This is a genomic window from Candidatus Aminicenantes bacterium (assembly GCA_026393795.1).
In the GTDB taxonomy this organism is placed as follows: Bacteria; Acidobacteriota; Aminicenantia; order UBA2199; family UBA2199; genus UBA2199.
The window spans coordinates 1-18,697 of sequence record JAPKZL010000040.1; the positions used below are offsets into that span (position 1 = coordinate 1).

Below are 18,697 nucleotides of genomic sequence, written 5' to 3' on the forward strand. Positions count from 1 at the left end.
CGTACTCCTGCTCGCAGGAATGCTGACTGCCCAGCAAACCACCGCCAAGATCTTTGGCACCGTGCAACTTGAAGACGGCTCATTGGTTCCCGGCGTCAACGTCGAGGCCACCAGCCCCAAGCTGGTCGGCAAGGCGACCGCCGTGACCGATGAAAACGGCGCCTTCAGGCTGGTCAACCTTACCCCTGGAACCTACAAAGTGGTCTTCACGCTGCAAGGTTTCCAGACCGTTATCCGCGACAACGTCTCGCTGAATGCAGAGCAGTCCCTCAACCTGAAGGTGGAGATCAAGCTCGGCAACATCGAGGAAGCCATCACCATCACCGGTCAGACGGCTTTGATCGACGTCAAGAGCACGGCCAAGGGCATGACCCTGACCAAGGAAATGTTCGACGTCCTACCCAAGGGCCGCAACTTTGACGGCCTGGTGGCGGTCATCCCCGGCGCCCTCAATGAGAACCTCGTCGGCGGCCTTTCCATCGACGGTTCGTCGGGCGGCGAGAACATGTTCTACGTCGACGGCCCGAACACCAACTCGGTGTTCGGCGGTCAGGGCGCGCAGAACGCCGCCTTCGACTTTGTCGACGAGGTCCAGATCAAGGCCTCGGGCTACCAGGCCGAGTTCGGCGGTTCGCTGGGCGGCGTCATCAACGTCGTGACGCGCTCGGGCGGCAACGAATTCCACGGCGACGTGGTCGGCTACTACTCGGGCAGCGCCATTCGCGGCAGGGAACGCAACGCGGTCATCAACGACCCGTCGATCACCACTCCCACCCTGCGCGACTTCAACTTCGAGGATCGCGGTCAGGCCCTGACCGATTCGCGCCTGGAAGGCGGCTTCGGCCTCGGCGGCTACGTCATCAAGGACAAGCTGTGGTTCTACATCAACGCCCTGCCGGTCTTCCGTTCCAACACCCAGCCGGCCATCTACCTGGTCCCCGCCGATGCGGCCCACCTCAAATCCACCCCCTTCACCGACCCCGCCGTTCTGAACATCTACAATTTCGACCAGACCAATAATGACCTGAACTTCCAGGCCAAGCTCTCGGCGCAGCCCTTCAAGAACATGCGCCTGTCGGTGAGCTTCGTCAACAACTACAATCTCTGGGAAGGCGGTCTGCCCAGCCGCAACGGCACCTCGGCCGACAGCTACGACTTCGCCGCCCTCGGCTACGGCACCCCCAACTACAGCATCAGCGGCAACATCGACTACACCCTGGGCAACAACTTCATGATCAGCGCCCGCGCCGGTTACTTCTTCCTGGGCACGACCAACAAGCTCGACCCCAGCCAGGCCAACACCAGCTTCGATCCCCAGTACTCCTTCACCCTCGGCAACACCACCGTCAGCGAAGTGCCCGCGGCCTTGCGCCGTCCCACCGGCTACCTGAGCATCTCCACCCAGGCTTTGATATATCCGTTTGAAGTGGACGAGGAGAGCAACCTCAGCGCCGGCACCGACTTCACCTACTTCATGAACCTGGCCGGCGAACACGCCTGGAAGGCGGGCCTCGCCTTCACCAGGGCCAACGTCAACAAGGCCAACATGCACAACGCGCCCACCATCATGTACTCCGGCTGGCGCGGCGCCCCTTCATACGCCTACACCCGCGTGAGCGCCGAAGTCCGTGGCGGCCCCCATTCGCGCGTCAACTTGGATTTCCCGCACACCGGCCAGTACGGCGAGTTCGGCAACGTCAGCTCCAACCGCTTGGCCATCTACCTGCAGGACAGCTGGACCATCGCCAACAAGCTGACCTTGAACTTCGGCGTGCGCCTGGAGCAGGAGAACGTGCCCAGCTTTAACGATGATCCGGCCTACGAGGAATACTGGAACCGCGACGTCGTCAAGTGGGGCCTGCTCGACAAGATCTCCCCGCGCTTCGGCTTCGTTTATGACGTGCTGGGCGATTCCAGCCTCAAGGTCTACGGTTCCTACGGCGTGTACAACGACACCATGGAACTCGACATGGCCCTCGGTTCATTCGGCGGCATGCGCTGGATCTCCGACTACTATTACATCTACGATTTTTCCAAGATCTTCGAGTTCGGCAAGCTCAAGGCCGACGGCACCCGCGACTACTCCGCCGGCACCTACCGCAGCTCCACCAACTACCGCTCCCAGTACTGGTCATACCTCGATCCCGATCTGAAGCCCATGGCCCAGAGCGAACTGACCTTCGGTATCGAAAAGAAACTGAGCGACGACCTGTCGTTGTCGGCCCGCGGCACCTGGCGCAAGCTGATCCGCACCATCGACGACGTCGGCCTCCAGGTTCCCAACGCTGCCGGCGACGGTTTCGACGAAATGTACAAGATCACCAACCCGGGCTACGGCTTCTCCCGCCCGATCTCCCAGGGCGGTCTCATGAGCGACGATTTCTGGCCCTGCCCGAAAGCCGTTCGCGACTATAAAGCCCTGAACATTTCTCTGGAAAAGAGAATGAGCAACAACTGGATGGGCGGCCTCAACCTGACCCTCAGCCGCCTGTTCGGCAACTACACCGGCATCGTCAGCGGTGACGAGGCCATCGCCGGCACCATGGGTACCGGCCGCCCCGACGGCAACGTGACCCGTTACTTCGACATCTGGTGGATGCCTTACACCTCCAGCGGCAAGGAAGAGCTGGCGAACGGCCCCCTGCCCACCGACCGTCCGCTCGTCGTCAAGGCCTACGGTTCCTACGTCTTCCCATTCGGCGTGACCGTTGGCGGCGTCTTCGACTGGATGATGGGCACGCCCAGATCGACCGAGTTCTTCATCGACTCGGCCGCCGGTTACTATCCTCTGGGCCGCAACGACATGGGCCGCACCCCGGCCCTGTGGTTCCTCAACCTGTACGCCGAATACAACCTCAAGCTCGGCAAGAACACCCTGCAGTTCAGCGTCAACGTGGACAACGTGACCAACAACGACACCGGCATCTACTACTACAACTGCATCAACAACCGCAGCGTCTACACCTACTGGAACCAAGCCGCCTCGCGCAGCAGCGCCCTTGCCAAAGACTATGATGGTAACGGTATCATCTCTGTGGCTGACACCATCGCCACCATCAAGAACGGCTATGACCTGTTCGCCATGGAAGGCACCTGGCCGCAAGCCAACAACAAGTGGACCCGCGATCCCCGCTACGGCAAAGCCGTCCTCTTCCAGCTTCCCATCACTGCCCGTTTGGGAGTCAAGTTCATCTTCTAATTGCAGCTGCGTAAACTGAAGCTCTAGGTACAACAAACCGTACCTAACATACAGCCCGCCCCGGGCCGTCCCGGGGCGGGTTTTTTTTTAGGTCTTTTTTCGCCCGCTTTTCCCCCCGTGAAATTCAATAAAGTGATTTTCCCGGTATTTATTGAAAAAAACACAAAGACTTTTTGATTTTCTCCTCAAGCGGCAGGGATCACGACTGCCGGTAACGCCATTTTATTAAACCGGCAAATAGCCGCAAAGCCTCTTCCGTAAATGGTTTCGGGCCTGCACCATCCGTCCGCCTCCCGGTTTGGACGATCCCGCTTCACTTTGGCACGAATATTGCAGCGCTTATGGTGTTTTGTCTAATTAAAAAAAGGAGGACAAACAAATGAAATCTGTCAGATGCTTCGCCCTGCTGGCGATCAGCGTGCTCCTGTTCGCGGGAGCGTTGAGCGCCCAGCAGACGACCGCCAAGATCTTTGGCGTCGTGCAGCTTGAAGACGGTTCATTGGTTCCCGGCGTCAACGTCGAAGCCACCAGCCCCAAGCTGGTCGGAAAAGCCGTGACGGTTACCGATGAAAACGGCTCCTTCAGGCTGGTCAACCTTTCTCCCGGCACCTACAAGGTGATCTTTACCCTGCAAGGCTTCCAGACCGTTATCCGCGACAACGTGTCGCTGGTAGCGGAGCAGACCCTCAACCTGAAGGTGGAGATCAAGCTCGGCAACCTCGAAGAGGCCATCACCATCACCGGTCAGACGGCCTTGATCGACGTCAAGAGCACCTCCAAGGGCATGACCCTGACCAAGGAAATGTTCGACGTCCTGCCCAAGGGCCGCAACTTTGACGGCCTGGTGGCGGTCATTCCCGGCGCGGTCAACGAGAACATGCTCGGCGGTCTCTCGATCGACGGTTCGTCGGGCGGCGAGAACATGTTCTACATGGACGGCCAGAACACCAATAGCGTGTTCGGCGGCCAAAACGCCCAGCAGGCGGCCTTCGACTTCGTCGACGAGGTCCAGGTCAAGGCGTCGGGCTACCAGGCCGAGTTCGGCGGTTCGCTGGGCGGCGTGATCAACGTCGTGACGCGCTCGGGCGGCAACGAATTCCACGGCGACGTGGTGGGCTACTATTCGGGCAGCGCCCTGCGCGGTGCCGAACGCGACACCACCATCCTCGATCCCAAGATCAGCGCTCCTACCATGCGCGTCTTCAACTATGAGGACCGCGGCCAGGCCTTGACCGATTCGCGCCTGGAAGGCGGCTTCGGCATCGGCGGCTACATCGTCAAGGACAAGCTGTGGTTCTACGTCAACGCCCTGCCGGTCTTCCGCAACAATAAGCAGCCGGCCATCTACCTCTATCCCGCCAACGCGGCCCACGCGGCATCCGACCCCTTTGCCCCCACCCCGGTGATCAACACCTACAGCTTCACTTCGAACACCAACGACCTGAACTTCCAGGCCAAGCTCTCCGCGCAGCCTTTCAAGAACCTGCGCTTCTCGTTGAGCTTCATCAACAACTACAATTATTTCGAGGGCGCCCTGCCCAGCCGCAACGGCCAGTCGTCAGACAGCTACGCCTTCGGCGACCTCGGCTACGGCTTCCCCAACTGGAGCACCAGCGCCAACATCGACTACACGCTGGGTAACAACTTCATGATCAGCGCCCGCGCCGGCTATTTCTTCCTCGGCACCAACAACAACCTCGCCGACTCCTCGCTCAACGTCAATGGCGATCCGATCTACCAGATGGTCGTCGGCAACGGCAGCATCACCGCCGTCCCGGCCGCCATGCGCCACGGCACCGGCTGGACCAGCCAGTCGTTCCAGGCTATGACCGCGCCCTTCGAGGTCGACGAGCAGTTCAATCTCAGCGCCGGCACCGACGTAACCTACTTCCTCAACCTGGCCGGCGAACACGCCTGGAAAGCGGGCTTCTCCTTCACCCGCGCCGGGGTAAACCGCAATCAGATGTTCAACGCCCCCTACGTCCGCTTCTCCGGCTGGCGCGACAAGACAGCGACGACCACCTTCCGCGTCACCGTTGACGTGCGCGGCGGCGTGGTCGGCCAACCCGGCGGCTCGCGCACCAACCCCTTCTTCTCCAACACCGGACAATACGGCGCTTTCGGCGACGTCAAGAGCAACCGCATGGCCGTCTACTTGCAGGACAGCTGGACCATCGCCAACAAGCTGACTCTCAACTTCGGCGTCCGCCTCGAAAAGGAAAACGTCCCCAGCTTTAACGACGACCCGGCCTGGTCCCAGTACATCGGCGCCGACGTCATCAAATGGGGCTTCTTCGACAAGATCTCGCCGCGCCTCGGCTTCGTCTACGACGTGATGGGCGATTCCAGCTTCAAGATCTTCGGTTCCTACGGCATCTACAACGACACCATGGAACTCGACATGGCCCAGGGCTCGTTCGGCGGCTTCCGCTGGATCCGCAGCCTCTACTATCTCAGTGATCCCACCCGCCTTTACGACATCGGCAAAGTGAAGGCCGACGGCACCCGCGACTGGTCGATGCTCACCTTCCGCGCCTTCACCGACTACCGCGCCCAGTACTGGGACGGCCTCGATCCCGACATCAAGCCGATGGCGCAGAGCGAAATGTCCCTCGGCATCGAAAAGAAAATCAGCGACGACCTCTCCTTCTCAGCCCGCGGCACCTGGCGCCAGCTGATCCGCACCATCGACGACGTGGGCATCGTTGTCCCCTTCGAGGGCGGCTACAACGAAGTCTACAACATCACCAACCCCGGCTATGGCCTGTCGCGGCCGATCTCCCAGGGCGGCAATATGCCCGACGATTACTGGCCCACTCCCAAAGCCCAGAGAGACTACAAAGCCCTGAACCTGGCGCTGGACAAGCGCATGAGCAACAACTGGATGGGCGGCGTCAACTTGACCCTTAGCCGCCTGTTCGGCAACTACACCGGCAGCGTCAGCGCCGACGAGGCCATCGCCGGTGGCGGCAACGGCCGCACCGACGCCAACGTGACCCGCTACTTCGACTTCTGGTGGATCGGCTACAAATCCAACGGCAAAGAGGAAACTTCCAACGGACTGCTGCCCACCGACCGTCCCATCGTGGCCAAGGCCTACGGCTCCTACGCCTTCCCCTTCGGCCTGACCCTTGGCGGCGTCTTCAACTACATGAGCGGCACGCCCAGGACGACCGAGTTCTACATCGACACGGCCGCCGGCTATTACCCGCTGGGCCGCAACGACCTGGGCCGCACCCCGAGCCTCTGGTTCGTGAACGCCTACGCCGAATACAACCTCAAACTCGGCAAGAACACCCTGCAGTTCAGCATCAATATCGACAACGCCACCAACAACGACGCCGCCACCTGGTACTACACCACCATCAACGACCGCGGCCAGAACTTCAACTTCGAATTCCCCGGCGTGAGCAACATCACCGGCGGGGACGGCAATGGCGCCGCCACCGTTGCCTTCATCAAGGCCGGTTACGACCTGTTCGCCTTTGAAACCAGCACCTATCCGCAGGGCACCGACAAGTGGCTCCGCGACCCGCGCTACAACAAGCCCATCCTCTATCAACTGCCCATCACCGCTCGCTTGGGCGTCAAGTTCATCTTCTAATTGCAGTAGCTGCACCTGAAACCAAAGGCGCGGCAGCGAGCCGCGCCTGACATAGAGCCCGCCCCGGGCCGCCCCGGGGCGGGCTTTTTTTTACCGCGCCTGTGGTAGAATGGAAGCAAGATGAAAAAAAAGCTTGTTCGTTATTTGCTGCCGGCCCTGCTGATTGTCGTTGCGGCCGTTTTTTCCCTGCTCCGTTTTTATCATAAAACCGGCAAACCCCCGCTCAACCTGCTGCTGATCACCCTGGACACCACCCGCGCCGACCGCCTCGGCTGCTACGGCGACAAGCAGGCGGTGACGCCGGTACTCGACGCGCTGGCCCTTAGCGGCATCCTTTTCGAAAACTGTCAATCGCCGGTGCCCCTGACCCTTCCGGCCCATTGTTCGCTCTTTACCGGGCGCTGGCCCATCGGACACGGCGTGCGCAACAACGGTTCATATAAATTGAATGAAGCGGAAAAGACCTTGGCTGAAGAACTCGAAGCGGCCGGATACGACACCGTTGCCATCGTCGCCGCCTACGTGTTGAAAAGCAAGTTCGGCCTGGCCCAGGGTTTCAATCTCTACGACGACCGCTTCGCCTACGAAGAAAAAGCGGGCAACATCGACGCCGAGATCCCCGCCGACCGCGTCTACGACAAATTCAGGATTTGGCTTGGACTCGGGCACAAGAAGCCGTTCTTTCTCTGGGTCCATTTCTATGACGCGCACAAGCCCTATGCCCCGCCCCCGGCCTATTTGCCGGCGGCCGGCGGCGACGCCTACCGCGGCGAGGTGGCCTATGTCGATTCCTATATCGGCCGCATGATCGTTGACCTGAAGGAACATCGGTTGTTCGAGCGCACGCTGATCGTGGTCGTCGGCGACCACGGCGAGGCCTTCGGCGAGCACGGCGAAAAGGGCCACGGCATCTTCTGCTACGACGAAAGCCTGAGGGTGCCGCTGATCCTGGCCAACCCGTTCTTAATCAAAAAGCCGGCCCGGGTCGTTCGCCCGGCCAGCCTGGTCGATGTCGTGCCGACCGTGCTGGAAATGCTTGGCGTCGCTGCCGCCGAAACGTGGCAGGGGAAAAGCCAAGTTGCGGCCATGGCCGCCGGCGTTAAGGAAGACTCGCGTCCCCTGTATTTCGAAAGCATGTACGGCCGGGAATTGAAAAACTGGGCGCCGCTAACCGGCTTGATCAAGGGCGGTTTCAAGTACATCTCCCTGCCCCAAGCCGAATTGTACGACCTCAAGAACGATCCGGCCGAAAAGGACAATCTTTTTTTCAAGAAGAACATCCTGTCGCGGCAAATGGACCGCGAGCTGGCCGCCTTCATCAGCGAGCGCTGGGCCGCGGGCAAGCCGAGCGCGCCAACGGCGCTGAGCGCCGAGGACAAGGCGAAGCTCGCGGCCCTGGGCTATGTTTCCGGCTTCGCCCCGGCCGGCATCTCCGCCGCCGGGGTCGATCCCAAGACCGGCATCGGCTACGAAGCGCGTTTCAGCGATATGTCGGCCGCTCTCGACCGCGGCGAGACGGCCCGGGTGGAAGCCGAGGCCTTGCGCCTGCGCGACGAAACCGCCGGGCTGAAGCTTTCCCTGGCTTACCTCATGCTGGATTATGTCTACAAGCGGACGCGGCAATGGGACAAGCTTGAAGCCAATTTGCGGCGCGCCTGCGAGTTATTTAAGGATACCCCCGGCCAGGTGATGATCTTCCGGATCAACCTGCTGGAATTCTATCTCGCCAACGGCAGGCTCAATAGCGCCGAAGCGCTGGCCAAGGCCATGCTCCGCAGCGACCCGGAAAAGATCCGCGTGCTTGAAGTTCTCGGCGAAATTTGCGAAAAACGCCGCGATTGGCCCGGCGCCCTGGATTGGTACAGCCAGGCCAACCGCAGCGAGTCCAACAACGCCACCCTGACCAAGAAGAAAATCTCCCTGCTGCTGAAAACCGGCGACAAGCAAGCCGCCCTGGCCGCGAGCGAGACTTTGCTGCAAAGCGCCGACGGGGCAAGCGACAGCGAGCTGCTTTTTTCCACCGCCATGCTGGCATTTGAAACCGGCGACAGTGGGCGCAGCGAAGCGCTGCTGCTGCGCCTGTGCGAGATCCAACCCACGGCGCAACGCTGGTTCGATTATGCCTTGGTATTGGGCCGCAACGGTAAATTTATCCAGGCGATCGCGGTCATGGAAAAAGCGCTGGCAACGACCCCGAACGACCTGGACGCCGAAAGGCTGCAGGCGGCTAACAAGGCCCTGCGCGTCTGGAAAAGCCGCCAGCGTTGAGTTCTCCCTCGCCGGCCATCCCAAAGCGGTTTTTTGCCCCATGCTTGTGGTACAATTGGGCCAAGATGAAAAAAAAACTCGCCTTTTTTTTGCTTGCGGCTCTGCTGATCGTCGCGGCGGCCGGTTTTTTCCTGGTCCGTTATTACCATAAAGCCAATACTCCCCCGCTCAACCTGCTGCTGATCACCCTGGACACCACCCGCGCCGACCGCCTCGGCTGTTACGGCGATTGTTTGGCAAAAACGCCGGCGCTCGATGCCCTGGCCGCAAGGGGAATCCTGTTCGAAAACTGCTATTCCCCGGTTCCGGTCACCCTGCCGGCCCATTGCTCGCTCTTCACCGGACGCTGGCCCATCGCCCATGGCGTGCGCAACAACGGCTCCTACAAGCTGGGCGAAGCGGAGACGACCCTGGCTGAAAAACTCAAGTCGGCCGGGTACGACACCGCCGCCATGGTCGCCAGCTACGTTCTGAAAAGCAAGTTCGGCCTGGCCCAGGGGTTCGATTCGTTCGACGACCGGCTCGGCTACGAGGAGAAGGCGGGAAACATCGACGCCCAGATCCCCGCCGACCGCGTCTACGACAAATTCAGGAATTGGCTCGGAAACGACCACAGCAAGCCGTTTTTTCTCTGGGCCCATTTCTACGACGCGCACAAGCCTTATGCCCCGCCCCCGGCCTATTTGCAGGCGACGGCGGGCGACGCCTACCGCGGCGAGGTGGCCTATGTCGATTACACCATCGGCCGCATGATCGTCGACCTGAAGGAGCGGAAGCTGCTCGAAAACACCCTGATCGTGGTCGTCGGCGACCACGGCGAGGCCTTTGGTGAGCACGGCGAGAGCGGCCACGGCATTTTCTGCTACGAGGAGAGCGTTAAGGTACCGCTGATCTTCGCCAACGCCGGTTTGGCGAAAATACCGGCAAGGTTCAGCCGGCCGGTCTGCCTGGTGGACGTCATGCCCAGCGTGCTGGAAGTGCTCGGCATCGGCGCAACGGAAAACTCCCAGGGCCAAAGCCTGGCCTCGGCGCTGAACAGCGGCGGCGAACCAACCCAGCAGCCGATCTACCTGGAAAGCATGTACGGCCGGGAGATGAACAACTGGGCGCCGCTCACCGGCCTGATCGACGGTTCCTTCAAATACATCTCCCTGCCCCAGGCCGAACTGTACGACCTGCGCAGCGATCCGGCCGAAAAGGACAATCTTTTTTTCAAGAAAAACCTCCAAGCGCGGGAGATGGACCGGGAATTGGCCGCCTTCATCCATGACCGCCGGTCCGGGCCGGCAACGGATTCACGGCCGGCGCTCCAGGCCGAAGACAAGAAGAAGCTGGCCGCCCTCGGCTATATTTCCAGCTTCGGCGGCTCCAGCCAGGCCGGAATAGACCCCAAGCTAGGCATCGGCTACCAGGCCCGTTTCAGCAAGCTGGTCTCCGACCTGGACCGGGTGGATATCGCCCGCGTCGAGGCCGAGGCCTTGCGCCTGCGCGACGAAACCTTTTCGCTGAAAATGCCGTTTGCCTATCTCATGCTCCATTACGTCTACGAGAGGAAACAGCAATGGGGCAAGCTCGAGGCCAACCTGCGCCGCGCCTGCGAAATTTTCAAGGACAACCCGGAGCAGGCGTTGACTTTCCGGAGCAACCTGCTGGACTTCTATCTGGCCAACGACCGTCTCGACGCCGCCGAACGACTGGCAACGGCGATGCTCCCCCTATACCCGGACAGTACGCGGGTCTTCGAGATCCTCGGTGAGATAGGTGAAAAGCGCCAAAGTTGGCGCGATGCCTTGAAGTGGTATGCGCAAGCCAAAAAGATCGAGCCCAACAACACCGCGCTCGCGAAAAAAACGATCCATATGCTTATGAAGACAGGAGATAACCGGGCCGCCTTGGCTGCAAGCGAATCCCTGCTAAAAACGACGGACGGGGCAAACGACACCAGCCTGCTCTTTTCCACCGCCATGCTGGCGATCGAAACCGGCGACAACGGGCGCAGCGAAGAACTCCTGCTGCGCCGCGGCGAAATCCAGTCCACGGCCCAGCACTGGTTCGATTATGCCTTGGTATTGGGCCGCAACGGAAAATTGGACCAGGCGATCGCGGTCATGGAAAAAGCATTGGCAACGACGCCGAACGATCTGGACGCCGAAATGCTGCAGGCTGCCGACAAAGCCCTGCAGGTCTGGAAAAGCCGCCGGCGCTAGGGTTTTGTTATAACCCAGCGCCGGCAACCGTTTATTTTTTCATCTTCTTCAAAGAATCGATGACGGCCTGGACGACCGGAGCCTGGTCCGAATTCGGCTCAACCTGCAGGAATTTGTTGAAGCTGTCGATGGCCTTGTCGTAGTCCGCCTTGTTCAGGTAGGCGTAGCCGAGCTTCAGGAACGGGGTGCCCCAATCGGGTTTGATCTGGGTGGCCAGCGCATAATAGGTGATGGCATCGTCCACTTTCTGGTTGTTGAAATAAATTTCAGCGACATTGTAGGCCAGCACCTCATCCTTGGGATTCAACTCCAGGGACTTTTTGAAATATTCCTGGGAGGTCTTGAAATCGTTCTGGCGCAGGTAGACCTCGCCGATGGAGGCGATGCCCTTGGCCTGGATGACCGTGTCGGCGTTCGCCTTGGCCTTTTCGATGCTGGTTTCGTAATTCTGGATGGCGGTCTTGTAATCCTGAATTTCGCGGTAGCAGTCGCCGATGTTCAGATAGATCTGGTAGATCGACGGGTTGTCAACGGAGAACTGGTTGAATACCGCCAGCGCTTCCTGGTACTTCCTATCGTTGAACAGGTTGTTGCCCTGCTCGAGCTGGCCGACCGCGACTTCGTCCTTCAACCGGGCCTTCTTTTCCACATCGACCTGGAGCACGATGTTCACCGCGGGGTTGCGGTTCAGCTGGGAAACGGAAAACTGCTGGGTATTGGGCAGGAAGCCGTCGGCCACGACGATGATGTTGCAGCGTCCGGTTCCCAGGCCGATCAACGCCCACTCGCCCTTGGCGTCGGTGGTCGTTTCGAACTTCTTGCCGGCGTTTTCGAACTCCAGGGTAATGCTCGCATTGGGAATCGGCTTGCCGGTTGGATCCAGCACCGCGCCGTTCAGCCGTCCGCGTCCCTGCCCCGCCTGGGCATTCAGGCCGCTGGTCAGGAAAAGCCCCGAGACGAACAGGATGGTCAGGGTGACCAGGAGTCTATTTTTCATGTTTTTCTCCTCCTCTGTACTTTATAAAACAACCTTGAACTTGTATTCTTGCTTGCCGGCGGCCTTGGACACATTGTCCAGCATCTCGATTTCCAGGATGTAATCGCCGGGTTCCAGCTTGATCTCCTTGCGCTCGGTTTCCACGCCCTTGGCGTCCTTGGTGATTTCGGAATAACTCAGAGCGATCGGCTGGCTGACGATGATGCTTTTCGCCGCGGCCGGGCCCAATTTACGGATGTCCTGGCCGTTCTTCTTGAAGCGGTAGGTGATTTGCAGGGCGTAGGTGTTGGCGGCGTCGGCCTTGGCGCCCAGGATGAAATAGAACAGGTCCAGGCTTTCGCCGGCCTTGAATTCGTTGCTGATGCTGGGGGCCATGACCAGGGTGTTGTAGACGAATGAATTCTTGTGAATGATGATCTTGCTGTCGGCGACGGGCATCTGTTGTAGCCCGGTGACCGAGTACACCGGCGTGGTATCCAGCTTGTTCTGCAGCAGGGCGACGTCGGGCAGGATAAAATCGCTGTACACGACCGAGATTTTGGCGAAATCGGGGGTGCAGACGGCGAGGGCCAGCAGATAATTGCCGGCCGGATAGATTTCGCCGGCAATGGAATAGAAGTTCTCGCCGGCGGGCTGGAAGGTCGCCTGGTTCTCTTCGGGATTGAAGGGAATGTAGCGCTCGCGCACGATGGCGCCGGCAACGCCGTTTTCCAGCCGGTAGACGCGGATGAAGGCATGGAACTTGGCGCGCAGAACTCCGGGCGTTTCGACTGCGGCGGCCAAGTTCAGGTCGGCATTCTTTATCTTGAACAGGAAGATCGGATAGATCTGATTCTGCTGGGCGGGAAGATAGAGGGTGCGCAGATAGTTTAGGGGAATGTCGCTGCGGTTCTGTCGCTGGGCCACGCCGGCATCGATGACGGCCGCGACCTGGGGAGCGATGTAGACGGGGCCCGAGGCCTTTTTTTCATCGGCCTGACCGGCCTTCTGGGCCGGCAGCTGCTGGCATAACAGCAGCGCCAAAATGGAAGCGGCGATGATGGCTTTTTTATAATTCATTGATTTCTCCTTGTTATAGGCTGAAGTTTATTTTTTTGCTGACCTTGCTGTTGTCGGTGGCGTTCTCCAGGGTGACCAGGGCGGAATAGTTTCCCGGCGCCAACTGCAGCGACAGCTGGATGCCCAGTTTTTTGGAAAGCTTGTCCAGGTCGCCGGGCGACAGGGAAACCGTGTGCGTCTCCTGTTTTTGCAGGACAGTTTCATCCTTGGGCCCGGAGACAAGGACGTCGATCTTGAGCACCGTCTCGATGGCCGAGGTTTGCCCCGGCTTCTGGGTCATGCTCAATTTCTCATAGGGAACGGAGATGATCAGTGTCGCCTCGCCGGCAGCACTGGTCTCGACCCGGACATCAAAATCGAACACCACCTGCTTGAAATCCAGGCCTTCGGGCTTCAGGCGCATCTGGGTGCTGGCGATCACGCCGAGCTGCTGCACGCTCTGCGGTTCCAGCTTGTACACGCCGGTGAAGGTGTAATCGACGAAGACGATGGTGAAATATTGATAGTACCATATCTCCATCGGCCGGTCGTAGAAGGTGTAGCCGCTGGGATAGGTATTGCGGCGCTCGGGATCGCCGAGGAGGATGTACGCCCGGCCGCGGTCGGTCAGCCAGCCGGAACTCCCTTCGCGGAAGAGGCGGTTGGCCTTGTCGATGCGGCCGTAGTACTCGTCGCGGAACTCGTTTTCCTCGGTGTCGGGGGACGGATCGCGCTTCTTCCAGAAATCCTCGATGAACTGCTTGCGCTCGGCCGCGCCCAGGCTGGGAAACACCTTCTTCTCCTGCTTGGTGATGATGTAGCGGACTTCGGACAAGAATTGCTGATCCTCGGGCGGCAGCGAACGGATGGTTTTGCCCATCGCCGAACAGCCCGCCAGCACCTGGATGAGGACCAGGACGAGCCAGCCCCAGCGCCATTTCTTCATTTTTTATCTCCACGCAGCGCCGCCAGGCGCTCCTTGATCTTGTCCTGTTTGGGATCGATCTTCAGCGATTTTTCCCAGGCTTGGATGGCCTCGGGGTTGTTGCCCAGGGCGAGATAGCAATCCGCCAGCGCGTTCAATATTTTGGGGCTGCCGCCATAATGATTGATGTGCAGTACGAAGTAATCAATGGCGTCCGTGTACTGGTTCAGGGCTTGGGACGTTTGCGCCAACATGAGCAGGAATTGGTTTTTCCCCTGGTTCTTGTAGGGCAGCAGGGCGATATCCTTGGCCTGTTGGAAATCCTTCTGCTCCACCAGCACGCGGCAGAAATCCATGGCAAAAGCGGTATTTATGGGCGAGAGGTGGTAGGCCCTCTCCAGCAATGGCCGGGCTTGCGCCAGGTTCTTGAGGTTCAGGTACTGGTTGCCCAAATCGTTCCAATACTGCGGGGCGGTGATGGAAGGCTGCGGGAGCGACATGACCCACGGCTGGGGCAGGGCCGGCATGGGCGTGATATAGAACAGGCTTTCCTTGACGTCCAGCGGCTTTCCCTGCGGCGACAGCAGGGTCACGCGCAGGGTGTAGTTGGCCGCCTTGAACGCGGCCAGCGGCAATTTCTCAATGACATCCGGCAGCGCCCCGGAGTAGTCGGCGATTTTTTTGACCACGGTCTGCACGCTGGCGTTGTCCTTGATGATATCGAACTGCAGCGAGCCCTCTCCCTTTACTTCGCTGCTCAGCCCCAGCAGCTGGAAGAACACGACGAGCGTGTCGCTGGCCAGGAAATCATTGCGCGGAGACGGCACCAGTTGCCGGTTGTCGATCAGAAACGGTTTGCTCTGGCCATTGTAGCTGGGAGTGTCGATCAGCCTGTTGGCCAGCAGCAGAGAACTGATCCCGGTGGGGGGGCTTTCCGGAATCTCGACATCGCCCTCGGCGGAGGTGAATTCGCGGGAAACGGTGTTTTTCAACAGGATGGTTATCTTGTACTTGCCGGGGATCAGCGGGAACATGTCCTGGAAGCTGAAAAGCTTGTCCTTGATATTCACCATCTGCGTTTCGTTTAATTCGACCGGGATCGATTTGTTGAATTGAAAGACGGAACGGTTCTGGTTATCGATGATGCTGCCGAAGATTTCCAGGGTGGTGTAGAACTTGTCGTTGTACTGCTCGATGGTCAGTTTCTTGGGCTCGATCAGATAATGGACGAAATAGTTGCCCGCGGCCGGGTGGCGCACCACGGTGAGCACCTTGGAACTCTCGATGTAGTTGGCCGTGTAATCCATCTCCACCATGTCCTTGTAACGGAGCATTTTTTCGGCGTACTGGGTGTTGACCTTGCGGGCGGGCGCGGTGGGGATCTTGGTGGTGATGAGCAGCTCGGACGACATGGAAGGCGAATAGCCGCTGCTCTCCCCCGGGATCAGGTTCAATGACAGTTCGGCGACGGTGGGCTCGATTTCCAGAAGCTTCGCGTAGGCGGTCTGGTAATCGTTTATGTCGCCGTCGTAGTCCATCATCAGGTACTGCGGCCCGAAACGGACGGGCGAGTACAATTCAAAATCACCGGAGAAGTCCCTTTTGAAAAAAAGGACATCGAAGGCGTTGGGCAGCCCCATATCGGCCATCCCCTGGTAGTACCAGATGACGATCGGCCGTAGCTCGGTCGTGTTCTCGAGCTTGTCCACCGACTTGGGCGCGCCGAGCAGGATATAGATCCGGCCCATGTCCGATTTCCAGCCCGGGGCGGGGGATTCCTTGCCGAACCACTGGTTGGCGTACTGGATGCGCCGGTGGTGCTCGATCATGAATTCGTTCTCAGGGGTGTTGGGATTGGGATCGCGCTGTTTCCAGAAAGCCTTGATGAACGCATCGCGCTCGAGGTCGCTCGACAGTTGCAGGAACACCTCTTTTTCCTTTTCGGCGATGATGTAAACGACTTCCTCGGTGAGCCAGGTCTTGTACCGGGGAGAGAGCTGTTTGATCAGCGCCCTTTCAGAAACGGCAGGCAACAGGAGGACGAGAATCAGGACCACGGGCAGCCAAAGCGTTCGTTTCATCATTTCCTCGCAATGGATCAATAAAAAGAAGTCATTATAGCATGCAAGATTTCCTTTAGCAAGCCATCAGGACCGGGGCTTGGCCGGCACTGAAAAAGCGCATCATTTAAAAATCCGCCTTCGCTTTATGAAGAAAACGCGCCGGCACGGTGGTTGACACACCCGGCCGATTGGACTATAATCGGCTGGATGGCCGCTCCAGCGAAAAACAACTCCCAGGCCTCGCGACGACGCCGAGCTCAATGGCGCCGCCCGATTTTTCCCCTGGCCATAGCCGCCGCCATTATCGCCCTGGGCGTGGTCCTTTTTGGCCCGAGTGGGAAGCGTCACATTCACAAGCGCAAGCTGCAAGGCTGCAACGTCATCCTGATCACCCTGGACACCACCCGGGCCGACTACCTGAGCTGCTATGACGCGGACCATGTGCCAACGCCCAACCTCGATGCCCTGGCCGCAGCGGGGACCATCTTTGACCGCTGCATCTCCCAGGTGCCGCTGACCCTGCCGGCCCATACCACAATCCTTTCCGGCAGCTACCCCGCTTTCCACCAGGTGCGCGACAACGGCAGCTTCGTCGTCCCGGAGGGGCTGGAGCTTCTGTCCGAGACGCTGCGTCGTCGGGGTTTTGCGACCTCCGCTTTCATTTCGGCCTACGTCCTCCATCGGAAATGGGGGCTGAATCGGGGCTGGGACTACTACGGCGACAGCTTCCGCTTCAGCAAACTGAAGACCGTCTCGTTGAGCAACATCCAGAAGCTGGCCGGCGATGTGCTGCCCGAGGCCGAGGCCTGGCTGGAAAAGAACGGAAAACGAAGGTTCTTTTCATGGATCCACCTCTACGACCCGCATGCGCCGTACACGCCGCCGGAGCCATTCGCCTCCTTGTACCGCAGCAATCCCTATGCGGGCGAAGTGGCCTACATGGACGCCGAGCTGGGCAAGTTTTTCTCGTTCCTCAAGGCGCGCGGTCTCTGGGACAACACCCTGATCGTGGCGGCGGGGGACCACGGTGAAATGCTCGGCGAACACGGCGAAAACGCGCACGGCTTTTTCGTCTACGAGGCCGCGGTGCACGTGCCGCTGATCGTTCGCTCGCCCTGGCGATTGCCGGCGCGCCGGGTGGCGACGACGGTCGAGCTCGTGGATATCGTGCCCACGATTCTGGAGGCGTTGGGCATCGCCCCCGGAAAAACCCAGCAGGGCAAGTCGCTGCTGCGGTTGGCTTTTGGCGATGAGAGCGAGGGGTTCGGTCAAGCCCTGTGCGAGACATGGTATCCCCGGCTGCATTACGGCTGGTCGGAGCTGACGGCCATCTACCAGGACGGGTACAAATTCATCGAAGCGCCGCAGGAGGAATTGTACGACCTGGCGAACGGCGGCATGGCTGAGGATGACAATCTGTGGTTGAAAAAGTCCGCCATCGGCAAAAAAATAAAAAAAAACCTGCAGGATTTCCAGGCCCGGATTGCGCGCGGCTCGCTTTCATCCACGACCCAGGCCGCGCTGAGCCGCGAGGACCGTCAGAAGCTGGCCGCGCTGGGCTACCTGTCCACGGTGGTCGATACCACGGAAAAAACAGGCCTGCCGGACCCCAAGACCAAGATCCAGGTATACAACGACATCACGCGCGTGCGCGACCTGGAGCAAGACGGGCGGATCGACCAGGCGATCGTCCTGATGAACGGAATCCTCGCCCGCGACCCGGAAATCGTCGATGGGCATTCGCTCCTGGGCAACCTGTATTACACGGAGAAGCGCTTCCCCGAAGCCCTGGCCGCTTACCGCCAGGTGATCCGCCAAAAAGCCAATGACAATTTCGCCATGGTCGACGTGGTCAACACCCTGATGGCCATGAAGCAGCTCGACCAGGCTGAAAAGGAGATCCACGCCTTCCGCGCCATATTCCCCAAGGATGCGACTTTTCTGCGGCTGCTCGGCCAGGTCGCGGAGCAGCGCCAGCGCCCAGACGAGGCGCTGGCCTGGTTCCAAAAGGCCTTGATCCTGGATCCGAAGTACGCCGAGGTTTATTTGAAAATGGGAGAGATCCTTTTCCAGCGCCAGGACTTGGCCGGCGCCGAAAAGTGCCTGGCCAAGGCCCAGGAGATCAATCCCGACCTGTCCAAGGTCGCCTTTATCCGCGCCCAGGTGGCCGACGCCTGCGGCGACCTGGAACTGGCGCGAAAATCCTACTTGCGCGAGCTGGAGATCAACGAGAAGAACGTCGGCGCCGCGTTCAACCTGGCTCAGGTTTGTAAAAAGCTGGGACGGATGGATGACGCGCTGCGCTTTCTCCGGATGACCACGGAGATCGATCCCGGTTTCAACCTGCCCTTTTTCATTATCGCCAGAACCAATTTCGACAGCCGCCAGAACCTGGA

General features: G+C 59.7%; 9 protein-coding genes. 5 read left to right on the forward strand and 4 right to left on the reverse strand.

Going from position 1 to position 18,697, the window contains the following annotated elements:
• The 4 genes from NTW95_01735 to NTW95_01750 all read left to right on the forward strand — a co-directional run.
• A partial coding sequence (locus NTW95_01735) for a TonB-dependent receptor (GenBank protein MCX6556146.1) occupies positions 1–3,199 on the forward strand: 3,199 nt, incomplete at its 5' end.
• 379 nt (positions 3,200–3,578) lie between these two features.
• On the forward strand, positions 3,579–6,803 hold the full coding sequence (locus tag NTW95_01740; GenBank protein MCX6556147.1) for a TonB-dependent receptor: 3,225 nt from the start codon (positions 3,579–3,581) through the stop codon (positions 6,801–6,803).
• A 120-nt stretch (positions 6,804–6,923) separates the two neighbouring features.
• Positions 6,924–9,071, forward strand: coding sequence for a sulfatase-like hydrolase/transferase (locus tag NTW95_01745; GenBank protein ID MCX6556148.1), 2,148 nt, complete (start codon positions 6,924–6,926; stop codon positions 9,069–9,071).
• Between the two features lie 65 nt (positions 9,072–9,136).
• Positions 9,137–11,278, forward strand: a complete 2,142-nt coding sequence (locus tag NTW95_01750; protein ID MCX6556149.1) for a sulfatase-like hydrolase/transferase — start codon at positions 9,137–9,139, stop codon at positions 11,276–11,278.
• A 31-nt stretch (positions 11,279–11,309) separates the two neighbouring features.
• On the opposite strand, the gene NTW95_01755 is transcribed toward NTW95_01750, so the two are convergent.
• The 4 genes from NTW95_01755 to NTW95_01770 are packed head-to-tail and all read right to left on the reverse strand — an operon-like array spanning position 11,310 to position 16,319.
• Entirely contained in the window at positions 11,310–12,275 is a 966-nt protein-coding gene (locus tag NTW95_01755; protein ID MCX6556150.1) for a tetratricopeptide repeat protein, read from the reverse strand.
• Positions 12,276–12,296: 21 nt separating this feature from the next.
• Positions 12,297–13,334: a hypothetical protein gene (locus NTW95_01760; protein ID MCX6556151.1), complete on the reverse strand. Its 1,038-nt coding sequence runs from the start codon at positions 13,332–13,334 to the stop codon at positions 12,297–12,299.
• A 13-nt stretch (positions 13,335–13,347) separates the two neighbouring features.
• The gene (locus NTW95_01765) at positions 13,348–14,259 is read right to left on the reverse strand and encodes a GWxTD domain-containing protein (GenBank protein MCX6556152.1); all 912 of its coding nucleotides are present in this window, start codon (positions 14,257–14,259) and stop codon (positions 13,348–13,350) included.
• The gene (locus NTW95_01770; GenBank protein ID MCX6556153.1) at positions 14,256–16,319 is read right to left on the reverse strand and encodes a GWxTD domain-containing protein; all 2,064 of its coding nucleotides are present in this window, start codon (positions 16,317–16,319) and stop codon (positions 14,256–14,258) included. Before NTW95_01770 ends, NTW95_01765 begins: the two co-directional genes overlap by 4 nt.
• A gap of 189 nt (positions 16,320–16,508) precedes the next feature.
• Here NTW95_01770 and NTW95_01775 point away from each other — a divergent pair.
• On the forward strand, positions 16,509–18,697 hold a 2,189-nt coding region (locus NTW95_01775; protein ID MCX6556154.1), incomplete at its 3' end, for a sulfatase-like hydrolase/transferase.